Origin of the sequence: Paracoccus haematequi, from assembly GCF_900631945.1 — a bacterium.
Classification (GTDB): domain Bacteria; phylum Pseudomonadota; class Alphaproteobacteria; order Rhodobacterales; family Rhodobacteraceae; genus Paracoccus; species Paracoccus haematequi_A.
Genome location: NZ_UZWE01000029.1, coordinates 80,774 through 93,610 on the forward strand (window position 1 = coordinate 80,774; position 12,837 = coordinate 93,610).

Annotated in this window: 12 protein-coding genes; 7 read left to right on the forward strand and 5 right to left on the reverse strand. The window is 69.7% G+C overall.

Annotated features, from left to right (window positions below; all coding sequences use genetic code 11):
• The first annotated feature begins 142 nt into the window (after nt 1–142).
• From PARHAE_RS09065 to PARHAE_RS09080, 4 genes are all read left to right on the forward strand, one after another.
• A complete protein-coding gene (locus tag PARHAE_RS09065) occupies nt 143–2,098 on the forward strand; it encodes a BCCT family transporter (protein WP_206436907.1) in 1,956 nt (651 codons plus the stop codon).
• A 115-nt stretch (nt 2,099–2,213) separates the two neighbouring features.
• On the forward strand, nt 2,214–2,930 hold the full coding sequence (locus PARHAE_RS09070; RefSeq protein ID WP_164555193.1) for a gamma-glutamylcyclotransferase: 717 nt from the start codon (nt 2,214–2,216) through the stop codon (nt 2,928–2,930).
• Nucleotides 2,931–3,027: 97 nt separating this feature from the next.
• Nucleotides 3,028–4,050, forward strand: coding sequence for a nucleotidyltransferase family protein (locus tag PARHAE_RS09075; RefSeq protein WP_126154297.1), 1,023 nt, complete (start codon nt 3,028–3,030; stop codon nt 4,048–4,050).
• Nucleotides 4,051–4,128: 78 nt separating this feature from the next.
• Nucleotides 4,129–4,317, forward strand: coding sequence for a hypothetical protein (locus PARHAE_RS09080; RefSeq protein ID WP_126154298.1), 189 nt, complete (start codon nt 4,129–4,131; stop codon nt 4,315–4,317).
• A gap of 30 nt (nt 4,318–4,347) precedes the next feature.
• Here PARHAE_RS09080 and PARHAE_RS09085 read toward each other — a convergent pair whose 3' ends face one another.
• Nucleotides 4,348–4,785: a DUF1810 domain-containing protein gene (locus tag PARHAE_RS09085; protein ID WP_126154299.1), complete on the reverse strand. Its 438-nt coding sequence runs from the start codon at nt 4,783–4,785 to the stop codon at nt 4,348–4,350.
• Between the two features lie 423 nt (nt 4,786–5,208).
• Between PARHAE_RS09085 and PARHAE_RS21880 the strand changes: the two genes are divergently transcribed.
• On the forward strand, nt 5,209–5,862 hold the full coding sequence (locus PARHAE_RS21880) for a restriction endonuclease (protein WP_126154300.1): 654 nt from the start codon (nt 5,209–5,211) through the stop codon (nt 5,860–5,862).
• Here PARHAE_RS21880 and malQ read toward each other — a convergent pair whose 3' ends face one another.
• Nucleotides 5,863–7,644, reverse strand: coding sequence for a 4-alpha-glucanotransferase (gene malQ, locus PARHAE_RS09095; RefSeq protein WP_126154301.1), 1,782 nt, complete (start codon nt 7,642–7,644; stop codon nt 5,863–5,865).
• Between the two features lie 234 nt (nt 7,645–7,878).
• Between malQ and PARHAE_RS09100 the strand changes: the two genes are divergently transcribed.
• Complete coding sequence (locus tag PARHAE_RS09100; RefSeq protein WP_126154302.1) at nt 7,879–8,739, forward strand: hypothetical protein; 861 nt, start codon at nt 7,879–7,881, stop codon at nt 8,737–8,739.
• Between the two features lie 8 nt (nt 8,740–8,747).
• Here the strand turns inward: PARHAE_RS09100 and PARHAE_RS09105 are convergent, their stop codons facing one another.
• Together PARHAE_RS09105 and PARHAE_RS09110 are read right to left on the reverse strand one after the other, a co-directional pair.
• Nucleotides 8,748–8,906 (reverse strand): Ada metal-binding domain-containing protein, encoded by a 159-nt coding sequence (locus PARHAE_RS09105; RefSeq protein ID WP_126154303.1) that lies wholly within the window; start codon nt 8,904–8,906, stop codon nt 8,748–8,750.
• Nucleotides 8,903–9,814, reverse strand: coding sequence for a DMT family transporter (locus PARHAE_RS09110; RefSeq protein ID WP_241232740.1), 912 nt, complete (start codon nt 9,812–9,814; stop codon nt 8,903–8,905). Before PARHAE_RS09110 ends, PARHAE_RS09105 begins: the two co-directional genes overlap by 4 nt.
• Before the next feature lie 510 nt (nt 9,815–10,324).
• On the opposite strand from PARHAE_RS09110, the gene argC reads away from it, so the two are divergent.
• Nucleotides 10,325–11,299: an N-acetyl-gamma-glutamyl-phosphate reductase gene (gene argC / locus PARHAE_RS09115; RefSeq protein ID WP_126154305.1), complete on the forward strand. Its 975-nt coding sequence runs from the start codon at nt 10,325–10,327 to the stop codon at nt 11,297–11,299.
• A gap of 69 nt (nt 11,300–11,368) precedes the next feature.
• On the opposite strand, the gene PARHAE_RS09120 is transcribed toward argC, so the two are convergent.
• The gene (locus PARHAE_RS09120; RefSeq protein WP_126154306.1) at nt 11,369–12,835 is read right to left on the reverse strand and encodes an NAD(P)/FAD-dependent oxidoreductase; all 1,467 of its coding nucleotides are present in this window, start codon (nt 12,833–12,835) and stop codon (nt 11,369–11,371) included.
• Nucleotides 12,836–12,837: the final 2 nt, after the last annotated feature.

Sequence of the window (12,837 nt, forward strand, 5' to 3'; positions counted from 1 at the left end):
CGCCTTCCGCGCGGTCTGCCAACCCACCTGCGGGCGGAACCGGCGACCTCACGGACGCGTTACCAAGACCCGCCGCCACGTTGCGCCGCCGCATCCGTCAGCCGCCACCGGCGGCCATCACGCCCTTACCAAGGAGAATTCCGTGCGCCTGACAGGTATCGCACCCCTGCCCTTTTTCGGCTCTGCCGTCGTGTCCCTGGCCCTGATCGCCTTTGCCATCCTCAATCCCGACGCCGCCTCGGCGCTGTTCCAGGTCGCCAACGACTGGGTGCTGAGAGAGATGGGCTGGTTCTACATGCTGGCCGTCGGCGGCTTCGTCATCTTCCTGCTGTGCCTGGCCATCAGCCCGCTGGGCAATGTCCGCCTGGGGCCGGACGAATCGGTGCCGGACTACAGCTATGGCACCTGGATCGCGATGCTGTTCAGCGCGGGCATGGGGATCGGCATCGTCTTCTACGGCGTGGCCGAGCCGATCATGCATTTCTCGAACCCGCCCGACGCGGCGCCCGGCAGCCCCCAGGCCGCCCGCGACGCGCTGAGCATCACCTTCTTCCACTGGGGCGTCCATGCCTGGGCGATCTATGCCGTGATGGGGCTGGCCCTGGCCTATTTCGGGTTCCGGCGGGGCGAGCCGCTGGTGATCCGCTCGGCCTTCCGGCCGCTGCTGGGGGACCGGGTGAACGGGCCGCTGGGCGACATGATCGACATCTTCGCGGTGGTCGGCACGCTGGCCGGTCTGTCGACCTCGCTGGGGCTGGGGGTCGCGCAGCTGAACGCGACCGGGGCCTATCTGTTCGGGCTGCCGCAGACCATCAACATCCAGCTTGGCCTGATCGCGGTGGTCACGCTGCTGGCGACGCTGACGGTCGCCACGGGGCTGGACAACGGCATCCGGCGGCTGTCCGAATTCATCCTGATCCTGTCCTTCGTGCTGATGGGGCTGATCCTGATCCTGGGTCCGACGCAGTTCCTGCTGCAAGCCTTCGTCGAGAATATCGGCCTTTACATCGACAGCTTCGTGACCCGGACCTTCCACATCTATGCCTATGAGCCGACCGACTGGGTGGGCAGCTGGACGCTGTTCTATTGGGCCTGGTGGATGTCCTGGTCGCCCTTCGTGGGGCTGTTCATCGCCCGGATCTCTCGCGGGCGGACGATCCGGCAATTCCTGCTGGGCGTGCTGTTCGCGCCCGCCGGCTTCAGCTGCATCTGGTTCACGATCTTCGGCGACCTGGCGATCTGGCAGGATCTGAACGTGGCCGGGGGCGCGATCTCTCGGACCGTGGCGGAAAACATGCCCATCGCGTTGTTCGCGGTGTTCGAATACCTGCCCGCCTCGGCCTGGCTGGCCTGGCTGGCGGGGCTGCTGGTGGCGATCTATTTCGTCACCGCATCCGACGCGGGCGCCCTGGTGATCGCCATGATCACCTCGAAGGGGGACGAGGAGCCGGTGCTGTGGCTGCGCGTCTTCTGGGCGCTGACCTGCGGCGGGGTCGCGGGCGGGCTGCTGCTGGCGGGGGGTCTGGACGCGGTGGAAATGGCGGCGGTGATCGCGGCGGCGCCCCTGTCGATCGTCATGGTCTTCATGTGCTTCGGCATCTGGAAGGGCCTGACGGACGAGGTGGCGCTGACCGCAAGCGCCGCCCTGCCCGCCGCCCCCCTGATCGGCGAGGGCAGCGCAAGCTGGCGCCGCCGCCTGGGCGCCATCGTCAGCCATCCGGGCAAGCGGCAGGTGACGGAGTTCATCGACAGGACCGTGACCCAGGCCCTGGACGCCGTGCAGGCCGAACTGGCCCGGCGCGGCCATGGCGGAGAGATCGCGCGAGAGGACGACGCCGTGATCCTGCGCATCGACCTGGGCGAGGGGATCAGCGATTTCCTGTATCGCGTCCAGCCGGTCAGCCGCCCGATCCCGTCCTTCGCGCTGACCGACGCCGCGCGCGGGGAAGGCGGGCGCAACCGCTATTACCGGGCCGAGGTGTTCCTGGCGCAGGGCAGCCGGGGATACGACATCTTCGGCTATGACCGAGAGGAGATCATCGCCGATGTGGTCGCCCATTACGACCGCTATCTGCATTACCTCTCGCTGCGGCCGTAAGACCCCTGCCGCCGCGCGAACGGCGCGGCGCCTTCCCCGCCATTGCCGGGTTTGCGCTTGGCTTGCGCGCGCCGACCCGGCAAAAGGAAGCCGACGCCGCCGTTCGGGGATTCCGATGACCACCTCTCGTCCGATCCTGCTGTCCGACCGCCACCTGGCCCGGATCGCCCCGGCCCAGGGGCCGCTGCACGATCCCCGCTGGCGGATGCTGGATGACGCCGATCTGGACCGCCTGGCCGATGAGTTGACGCGGGGGCGGCCCCGGCCGATCCCGATCTTCGCCTATGGCTCGCTGATCTGGAATCCGGGCTTTGCGGTGGGCGCGCGGCGGCGGGCCACGGCGATCGGCTGGCATCGCAGCTTTTCGATCTCGCTGGATCACTTTCGCGGCTCGCCGGACCGGCCGGGGCTGATGCTGGCCCTGGCGCGCGGCGGGCAATGCGAGGGGCTGGTCCTGGACATCGCCCAGGGAACCGAGGTCCAGTCCCTGCGCGACATCCTGCGCCGCGAGCTGGTGGCGCATGAACTGGCGGGCAATGCCTGCTGGATCACGGTCCAGACCGAAAACGGGCGGCAAGAGGCGCTGACCTTCTATGCCGATCCGGTCGGCACCCTGACGGCGCGGCTGACGGTCGAGGAACAGGCGCGCAGGCTGGCCCGCGCGGCGGGCGCGGCCGGGTCGGGGGCCGAATACCTGCTGCGCACCGCGCGCGGACTGGCCGAACACGGCATCCACGACGACTATATCTGGACGCTGCAACAGCATGTCGCCCAGGAAATCGACACCGCCGTGGACGAATGCTTCATCGCCCCGGCCCGGCGAACCGACTGAGGCCGCCGGCGGCAGGGCGACCTGGTGCCCTGAACCCCGGCCCCTTGCGCTTGTGTGCAGCACGAATATATTTGCTGCACATGACCCAGGATGCCCAATGACCGTCCAGTCCCAATCCCGCGCGGCCCAGGTCGCCTATCAGGATCTGCTGCGCCTGCATCTGGAAGACAGCGCCTCGGACCTGATCGGCAGCGTCGAGGAACGGGTGCGCAACGGCCGCGTTTATCTGTACGACAAGTTCCGCATCGGCACCCAGATGAAAAGCCGCTATCTGGGCGAGGGGACGCCGGATCTGCGGCAGCGCCTGGCGCGGGCCGCCGACCTGAAGGCCCAAGCGGGGGACCGGCGGCGGGACATGGCGCGCCTGGCCCGCGTCCTCCGGGCCGAGGGCTTCATCGCGACGGATCGCGACACCGGATCGCTGCTGTCGGCCTTTGCCCGCGCCGGGGTGTTCCGGCTGGGCGGCACGCTGGTCGGGACCGCAGCCTATGGCCTTTATCAGGGCGAACTGGGCCTGCGCATGGGATCGGACGACCTGGCGCAGACCGGCGATATCGACTTCGCCAGCTTCCACCGGCTGTCGGTCGCGCTTGGCGACCGGGTTCAGGAAAACCCCGGCGAGATCCTGCAAACGCTGGAATTCGACCCGGTGCCGGGGGTGCAGGACCGGCAGGTCTGGAAATGGCGTCAGACGCGCGGCACCGCCATGGTGGAATTCCTGACCCCCGCCTTCGGCGACGAAAGCGTCAAGCCGCTTCCGGCCCTGGGGGTCAGCGCGCTGGCGCTGCATTACCTGAACTTCCTGATCGCGGATCCGATCCCGGCGCTTGCCCTGTATCGGTCGGGGGTGCTGGTCCAGATCCCGCGCCCCGAACGGTTCGCGATCCACAAGCTGATCGTGGCCGACCGCCGCAAGGGCGGACCCGACCAGGCGAAAGCGCGCAAGGATCGCGGCCAGGCGGCCTTCCTGATCGAGGCCCTGGCCCAGGACCGCCCCGACGACCTGGCCGAGGCCCTGGCGGACGCCCGCTCTCGCGGGCCGCGTTGGCGCAGCCGGATCGAGGCGAGCCTGGCCCGGATGCCCCGCAGCGCGGAAATCCTGCGCGATCTGGGGGCCTGATCCGGCCGGAACGGCGGAACAAAAGCCGCCCGAAGCCGGTTTCTCCTGCGCTGCCATCACGGCGGACGGAGGAAGGACATGGCCCGACAGGACGAACCCGGCAAGACCCCCGCGCAACCCCCGGCCGACAAGGACGGCGTCCTGCCCGACGGCATTCGCGGAACGACGCGCGACACCGGCCACACGGTCCCCGAGGACGAACACGAAGGCTTCCCCGACCCCACCAAGCCAAAGCACAAGCCGGGATCGCGCCCTTCGACCCCCTGATCGCGCCAGCCGCCCGTTCGGGGATGCCGGTCAGGCGATCCGGTCCCGCGTCGCGCGGCAGGGGTTGCCGTTGAAGAATCGTTGCAGGATCCGGTCGAACACGTCCGGCGCGCCCGGAACCGCCGCGAACAGCGTGGCCGAGGATCGCAGCTTGGCCGCATCGACTGGCCCGAAGATCGCCTCGGCCGACAGGCCGTGATGGGCCAGCACGGCTTCCGCGCTCCGGATCAGCCGCGGCCCCAGGACCGGGTGGGCCAGATACCGCTTCGCCTCGTCCAGATTCGCGATGCCATAGCGCTGCGACATCGCCGACTGCCCCAGCCCGCGCAGTTGCGGAAAGATGAACCACATCCAATGGCTCTGCTTGCGCCCCTGCCGCAATTCGGACAGCGCGGTGTCATGACTGTCCTGCTGCGCCTCGACGAAGCGATCCAGCGAGGTGACCGGCGACGGGGGATCATGCGGCATCCGGGAGTTCCTTGTCCTGCAAAACCGCAACCGGGCCACGCGCGATTGGTTCCGCCTTCCGATCGCCGCCCCCCTTGCAGGAAGCGGTCACCCCCGTGTGCCGGGCCTTTCCGGGGACATCATCGCGGGCAGCGCCTGGGCGGCATAGTCGAACCTGCCGACGGTCATGACCTCTTGGGCGGCCCGCATCCGACAGTTCCCTGACCGAAAAGCGTGGCCTGGGGTCGCGGGCATCCCAGCGGCACGGAACAGGAAGGAAACAGAAAACCGGCATCGCCCCCGGCAAGAACCGCGGGATCAAAGCACCCCACCCGGATCCCTTGCCGCGGGCTTTCGCGGGGACCGATTGTCGACACGCGGATGCGGCGCTAGGGTGGGCGTCCTGGGCGATGATCGCGCCAGGGTTGTCCTTCCCGAAAGACGATGCGCCGCCTGCTTGCAACCGCCTTTTACCTGTTCCGCTATGGGGTTCTGTCGGCCACGCTGATCGTGATCGGGGGATTCCTGATGGCCGGTTTCGCGGGCACCGGGCCGACCCCCGATGCCCAGCCCGCCCTGGCGGGGGTGGTGCTGGCCGCGCTGTTGCTGCCGGGACTGTTCCTGCCCCGCACCGCCGCGCGGCGGCGCAAGGCCCGGCGGCGGGCAAGTCGGCGGGCGGGGCCGCGCGCCCGGCCCCGCGCCAGGTCTACGACGCCCCGGCCAAGGCCCAAGGCCCGCCAGGCCGCGCGCGGGGCGGCCTGTCCCCGCGACGGGCACGACTTCGAACGCTGGGTGGCGGAGCGGCTGGAGCTGCATGGCTGGCGGGCCGAGGTGACGGCGGGATCGGGCGATCAGGGCCTGGACATCATCGCCCGCCAGGGCGGCCGCCGGATCGGCATCCAGTGCAAGCGCCATGACGGCGCGGTCGGCAACAAGGCCGTGCAAGAGGCGTTCTTGGGCCGGGCCTTCCACCGGGTCGACACCGCCATTGTGATCACAACCGGCCATTATACCGAAAGCGCCAAGGCCCTGTCGCGCAAGACCGGCGTGCATCTGCTGCATGTCCGCGACATTTCCCGACTGCACCGGCTGCGCTGATCACGCCTTGGGCCGTTCCGCCGCGATTCCGGCGACGATGGCGCGAAACAGGCCGCTTGCGGCGATCTCCTCGGCCGTCCGGGCCAGGCGGGGCCGCCAGTTGGGATATTCGCCCTCGGTGCTGGGCAGGTTCACGGGGCGGTCGTCCCCCGCCAGATCCTCCAGCCGGACGGCCATCAGGCGGGCCGGAGTGCGCGCCACGAAGCGATGGACCGCCGCCACCAGGTCGGGCGGCGGATCGCCGTCCGCCCCCTCGCCGCCGTCCCACAGACCGGCCTCGGCCAGGGCGCGGATCAGCGCCCCCCGCTCGGCCGGGCGGGCCGCCGCCTGGTCGCGGGCGGCCTCTGCGCCGATCAGGCCGAATCTCTGGCGCAGGGCGATGTCCTGGCCGCCCCACCAGCCCCGGAAGGTCGGCAGGTCGTGGGTGGACAGGCAGGCCAGGGCCAGGTCGGGATAATCCCCCGGCGGCAGGAAGCCGCCCTTAGCGTCGCGTTCGAAGAACAGGATGCGATAGGACAGGATCCCCGCCGCCGCCATCACCGCGCGAAAGCCCGGCGGCACATTGCCCAGATCCTCGCCCACGACCAGGGCGCCGCTGTCCTGGGACGCCTGGGCCAGGGCGCGCAGCATGTCGTCCAGCGGATAGCGGGCATAGGCGCCCGCCTGCGGCCCCGCCCCCTTCGGGATCAGGAACAGCTGCCACAGGCCCATGGCGTGATCCAGCCGGACCGCGCCCGCCGGTTCCATCACGCCCGCCATCAGCCTGCCGAATGGCGCGGCGCGCGATGCGGCCATCGCGGCGGGGGACAGCGGCGCCAAGGCCCAGTCCTGCCCTTGTTCGTTGAAGTAATCGGGCGGCGCGCCGATCCGCACATCGGCCAGCACATCGGGATTGCCCCAGCTTCCCGACCCGTCGGCGGCCTCGCCCACGGCCAGATCCAGATACAGGCCGATGCCCATCCCGGCTTCGGCGCAGGCGTCGCGGGCACGGGCCAGTTGGCGGGCCGTCTGGTCCTGCAACCAGCGATGGAAGCGGATCTCGGCTGCATGGTCGCGGGCGAAGGCCGCCACCTCGGCACCGCCGGGATCGCGCCAGGCGGCGGGCCAGGCGGTCCAGCCCGCCCCCTGCCCCGCCGCCGCCATTCGCGCGGACAGCGCCTCGAACAGCGCGTGCCGGTCCAGTTCCGCGCCGCCCCGCGCCCGCGCCTGGTCCGAGGCATCGGGCCGCCCCAGCCCGTCCCACAGCGCCCGCAGCGCGTGCAGCTTGGCCCGCGCGACGCCGGGGTAATCGACCAGATCGGTCCTGCGCAGGCTGTCTACCGCGCCTTGGTCCATCATCGCCGGATCGAACCCCGCGATCCTGTCCACCGCCAGGTAAAGCGGGTTCAGGAACCGCCGGTTCGAGGGCGAGAACGGGCTGCACCGCCCCGGCGCGGCCAGGAACGGCGCGTGCAGCGGGTTCAGCCCGATGAAATCGGCCCCCTGCGCGCCCAAAATCGCCGCCAGGTCCCACAGATCCGCGAAATCGCCGATGCCCCAGTTGCGCGCCGACCGCAGTTGATACAGCTGCACCGCCACGCCCCAGCATCGGCTGTCCCCTGGCAGGCGGCAGCGCGCGCCCGGCGGCGCCTCCAGCCGCTGCGGGGTCATCGCCGCGCCGGGACCGAAGGCCGCGATCAGCCGTTCCAGCGTGGCCTCGGGCACCCGGTGACGCGTGCCGCCGACGCCTTCGTATTCGGGCTGGATGCCCAGGTTCCGCGCCCGTGCCGCGATATCGTCCATCGACCCCTCCTGCCCGCTGGGGACGAACGGGTCGCCGCAGGGATTGTTCCGGCCGGATCCTGTCCGAAAGGACAGCTTTCCCGGCGCGTAAACTTCAGACATAAGGCGCTTATCAGCCAGGCGGCACGGTGTTCACGGTTTACGAGTTTCGCCGCCCGGCTGACAAATCCCCCCTTGCGCCAGCCTCCTCGCACCCGGCCTGTCCCCAGGCCAGAGGATTTTTCGGACCCCGCCATGAACGCCCTGCCCTTCCCCGACGCCTTTTCGCCCCGGCCGGGCCAGCCCGCGCCGATCCTGGCGGGCTTCGAATGCGGGCGGCTGCACTGGAACGGCCACGACCTGCTGCAATCGACCGGGCACCTGCCCCAGGCGGCGATGGCCCATCACTATGACGTGGCCCGGCAGCAGGGCGCGGCGGGCGCCCGCGACGGGCTGTCCTGGCGCCACGACATCGCGGCGCGGGTGAATGCCGTGCCGCAAGGATTTCCGGTGATCTGGGATCTGGTCCATTTCGACGCCCCGCCGCGCCCCGCGCAGCACGCCCTGGCCTGCTGCCGGGCGCTGCCGCCGGGGGCCTGGGCGATCGCGGTCAACGAACCCTCGGTCGGGCGGCGGGTGTCGGGGATGATGCCGGGCCGCGCCACGGACATGGCGCTGCGGATGATGGCCGCCGCCGCCTGCCTGCCGGGCGGCCCGCGCTTCGCCACCTGCGACCCGTTCCACCACCTGCATCCCGCCGTGTTCCGGGCCACCGACCGGCTGGTGGCCAGCGGCCATGTGCGGATGGTCGGCGTCAACTATTACCCCCACCACGCCATCGAGCCCCTGCACCGGGTGCTGCGCGCGGTGGCCGACCGTTACCGCCTGCCGGTGATGATCACGGAAACCGGCTGGCACCAGGGGCTGCGGCGGGCGCACCGCCGCTTTCCGCATATCCGCGACCGCTGGGACTGGCTGGCGCATGTCCAGGCCGAGATCGCCCTTTCAGGCGTGCCCGTGGCGGGCCTGTGCTGGTATCCCTGGCTGGACATGCCCGCCTGGGACGACCCCGCCCAGGGCCGCTGGCCCTGCGGCTGGCCGGGACGGCAGGCGTGACGGCCCTGCTATCGATGCCGAAAGCCTCCGGTGGTCACAACCACCGGCCGGTTGCGGCAGAGCGGCGAATGATAGATCTGATCGCTGTCCCGGCCGTACACGAAGGTTCCCGCCGCGCTGAGGTCGCAGTCCTCGACGGCGCGCCATCGTTGATCGTCGATGCTCATTCCAGGGTTCCTTTCTGGGGGGTGGCGGCCTTCCACAGCCGCCCGTCAATGGCCGCCAGGCCCGCGCCGATCAGCGCCATGCCCGCGACCTGGCGCGGAAGCAGCGGTTCTTCCAGCAGCAGGGTTCCCAGCAGGATCGCGCTGACCGGGATCAGGAACGTCACCAGCAGCAGGTTGGTGGCCCCCGCCGTGGCGAGGATGCGGAAGTAGAGCATATAGGCGATCGCGGTCGAAATCGCCGCCACGCCGATCAGCGCGCCGATGGCGGCCGGACCCGGAGGCGGAAGCGTCCAAGGCCGATCCACGACCATGGCAAGCGGCAGCATGATCACGCTGGATGCGACGACCTGTCCGGTCGCGGTGGCCATCGGGCCGATGCCCATGGCCCGGAACCGGCGGCCATAAAGCCCCGCGACGGCATAGGATATCGCGCCCGCAAGGCAAAGGAACTGGGCGGCGACACCGGCGCCCGGACCGTGCAGCGCATCCAGGCCGATCATCACCGCAACCCCGGCAAAGCCGATCAGAACGCCGACGACCTTGCCCGGCGTCATGCGCTCGTCACGGGTCAGAAGGTGGGCCAGAAGGACCGTGAACAGCGGCGTCGAGGCGTTGAGGATCGAAGCCGCGCCCGAGGCGATGTGCTGCTGCCCCCAGACGATCAGCGAAAACGGGATTGCGTTGTTCAGAAGCCCCATGCCGAAGAACGCCGCCCAGACCCGCCGGCCGCGCGGCAGCCGCTGGCCCCGCAGCCGCATGATCGTCAGCAGGATGACGGCCGCCAGCGTCACGCGGGATACGACCACGGTGAAGACAGGCAGTTCCCGCACCGCGATGTCATTGAAGAAGAACGACCCGCCCCAGACCGCGGCAAGGGCCAGCAGCATGGCCCATTCCAGGACGGTCATGGGGCGGTGTGGTGATGCGCTTCGCGGCATGGTCCCTCCGGCTTTCCGAGGGACGTTAGATCCGGCGACCACGGCGCGGGCGCGCGTTTCGGGCGTTTCATCTTGCCGAAGTCGGGACCATGCCGCGACCGGATGCAGACGCCCGTTCCGCTTCGGGGTCTTGCATTGCCAGGTCGCCACTTTGTGCGCGGCCCAACCTCGGGTCGCATCGACGCCGTGGGAAACCGAAGCCGTCATTACCATGACGATCGAACGACGTTTTACTTGACAATAGATGCGCGCCGCGACTGTTATCCGGACATGTTCAGGAAACCGACTCCTTGCCCTCTGCGCCGACGTCGCTGCACCCGCGCGGCGGTTCGACGGCTGCGTGTCGGTTTGTTCTCTTGGGCAAGGTGACCGCCTTACCGTAGGTCACACCTGCCGAAGCAGACCCGGCCCGCTTTTCCGAACCCCCGCAGCCCTCGCTTCGGGGGCTTTCTTTTGTCTGAAATCTGGAAGGACAGGACTATGAGTATTCGCGTCGGCATTGTCGGCATCAGTGGTTTTGGCGGCGGCGAGGCCCTGCGCCTGATCGCGAACCACCCGTCTTTCGAACTGGTCTACGCCGCAGGCGACAGCAGTGCGGGCAGCCGTTTGATGGACCGTTTTCCCGGCGTACCCGCCAAGCTGACCGAACTGGTGATCCAGAAGTGGAATCCTGACAGCTTGCCAGAGCTTGATGTGCTGTTCGCGTCGCTACCGACCGGAGCCTCGGCGGATGCGCTGGCACGGGTTTCGGAAAGGGTAAAGATCGTCGATATCGGCGGCGATCATCGCTATGCTGATGGCTGGGCTTACGGATTGGCCGACATCTGGCCAGCCCAGATCGAACGGCAGAACCGGGTCGCGAACCCCGGTTGTTTTCCTGCGGCGTCGCTGACCGCCCTGGCGCCGCTGCTGGCCAACAAGCTGATCCAGCCGGGCAATATCGTCATTGATGCCAAGACCGGCATTTCGGGCGCTGGCCGGGGCGGCGAAAGCAAATTCGGATATGCCGAAAGTAACGAGAATCTGGCCCCTTACGGCCTTCTCGAACATGTTCACCTGCCCGAGATCGCAAAGACGATTGAACGGTTGTCCGGTGGCAGTGCGGCAGGCCTGGTGCTGACAGCGCATTTGGTGCCGATGACGCGCGGCATCCTGGCGACCATCTACTGTCGAGGTCACGCCACGACAGGCCAGTGCGTCGAGGCAGCCCGCGATTTCTACGCCCGGCGGGGCTTCGTCCGTGTGGTGGACGCGCCGCCGCAAACGAAATGGGCAACAGGCTCCAATCTCGCGTTTGTAAGCTACGCCGCCGATCCCAAGCGGAACTTGGTGATTGCGATGGGTGTCGTCGACAATCTCGGGAAGGGGGCCGCAGGACACGCCGTGCAGAACGCGAACCTGATCTGTGGTCTGCCTGAAACCACCGGGCTGGAGGGCGCCCCTATCTGGCCGTGACCCCGCCCGCCGCAGGGCGGCTGATGGAACCCGGCCAGCCCCGATCCAAGGACCGGCCGGGCAGCGGCGTTACTGGTTTTCCTGCGGCCCGCCGGGGGTCTTGTCGGCCTTGGCGGGATTCATCACGTCGAATTCCTCGGGCGAATGCGGCACGCCCTCGTGTTCGCCCTGGCCGTTCCGGCGGGGCGGATCGGTGGCGGGATTGGGGTGTTTCGGGGTCTCTCGGGTCATGGCGGTTCCTCCTGGACCATCAACCCCGGCGGCGGCGCCCGCGTTCCCGCCGGGCGGGCGCAGCGTCTCTCTCTGCGTGATCAGCCGGGCCGAGTTCTGGCGGGACAGGAAGCTCCACAGCCAGTTGATCGCCACGGCCAGGCGCGAACGGACGCCGATCAGGAAATAGATATGGGCGATGCCCCAGATCCACCAGGCCAGCCGCCCGGTCAGCCGGATCCGGCCGAAGTCGATCACGGCGGCGTTGCGCCCGATGGTCGCCAGATTGCCGCCGTGGCGGTACCGGAACGGCCCCGGCGCCGGCTGGCCCGCCAGCCGCGCGCGGATCAGCGCGGCGCCGTAACGGCCCTGCTGCTTGGCGGCGGGCGCCAGGGCGGGCACCGGGGCGCCGTCCTGATCGACATGCGCGGTATCGCCCAGCACCAGGATCGCCGGATCGTCCGGCAGCGTCAGGTCGGGGCCGACAATCACCCGCCCCGCCCGGTCGGCCGTCGCCGCCAGCCAGGCCGCCGCGGGCGAGGCCTGGACCCCCGCCGCCCAGATCACCGTCCGGCAGGGCACCGCCTGGTCGCCGATGCTCACATGCCGGGCCGACAGATCCGTGACCGGCTGGCCGGTCAGCACCTGCACCCCGCGCCGTTGCAGCGCGGCCGCCGCGTAATCGGACAGCGCGGGGGGAAAGACCGGCAGGATGCGCGGCCCGGCCTCGATCAGCATGATGCGGGCGGTGCGGGTGTCGATGCGGCGGAATTCGCGCGGCAGCACGCGATGGGCCAGGTCGGCGAGGATCCCCGCCAGTTCGACCCCGGTCGGGCCGCCGCCGATGATGGCGAAGGTCAGGTTCGCGTCGCGTTCGGCCGGATCCTCGGCCAGTTCGGCGCGCTCGAAGGCCAGCAGCAGGCGGCGGCGGATGGTGGTCGCGTCCTCCAGCGTCTTGAGACCGGGGGCGTCCGCCTCCCATGCGTCATGGCCGAAATAGGCGTGGCGCGCGCCCGTCGCCACCACCAGCGTGTCGAAGGGAACCGGCGCCCCGTCCTCCAGCAGGACCAGCCGCGCCTGGCGGTCGATGCCGGTGACGCGGGCCAGCAGCGTGGTCACGTCGGGGCGGCGGCGCAGCACGCGGCGGATCGGCCAGGCGATCTCGGACGTGGCCAGCAGCGTGGTGGCCACCTGATACAGCAGCGGCTGGAACAGGTGGTGGTTTCTCTGGTCGATCAGCGTGATCCGGCAGTCCGCGCCGCGCAGATCCTGAACCAGTTGCAGGCCCGCGAAGCCCGCGCCCAGGACGACGACCCGATGCGTCACGG

What these genes read in the sequence shown, in the direction of transcription:
- PARHAE_RS09070 (WP_164555193.1), top strand. Translation starts at nt 2,214, where the DNA reads ATGACCACCTCTCGTCCGATCCTGCTGTCCGACCGCCACCTGGCCCGG.
- PARHAE_RS09075 (WP_126154297.1), top strand. Translation starts at nt 3,028, where the DNA reads ATGACCGTCCAGTCCCAATCCCGCGCGGCCCAGGTCGCCTATCAGGAT.
- PARHAE_RS09080 (WP_126154298.1), top strand. Translation starts at nt 4,129, where the DNA reads ATGGCCCGACAGGACGAACCCGGCAAGACCCCCGCGCAACCCCCGGCC.
- PARHAE_RS09085 (WP_126154299.1), bottom strand. Translation starts at nt 4,785, where the DNA reads ATGCCGCATGATCCCCCGTCGCCGGTCACCTCGCTGGATCGCTTCGTC.
- PARHAE_RS21880 (WP_126154300.1), top strand. Translation starts at nt 5,209, where the DNA reads ATGCGCCGCCTGCTTGCAACCGCCTTTTACCTGTTCCGCTATGGGGTT.
- malQ (WP_126154301.1), bottom strand. Translation starts at nt 7,644, where the DNA reads ATGGACGATATCGCGGCACGGGCGCGGAACCTGGGCATCCAGCCCGAA.
- PARHAE_RS09100 (WP_126154302.1), top strand. Translation starts at nt 7,879, where the DNA reads ATGAACGCCCTGCCCTTCCCCGACGCCTTTTCGCCCCGGCCGGGCCAG.
- PARHAE_RS09105 (WP_126154303.1), bottom strand. Translation starts at nt 8,906, where the DNA reads ATGAGCATCGACGATCAACGATGGCGCGCCGTCGAGGACTGCGACCTC.
- PARHAE_RS09110 (WP_241232740.1), bottom strand. Translation starts at nt 9,814, where the DNA reads ATGACCGTCCTGGAATGGGCCATGCTGCTGGCCCTTGCCGCGGTCTGG.
- argC (WP_126154305.1), top strand. Translation starts at nt 10,325, where the DNA reads ATGAGTATTCGCGTCGGCATTGTCGGCATCAGTGGTTTTGGCGGCGGC.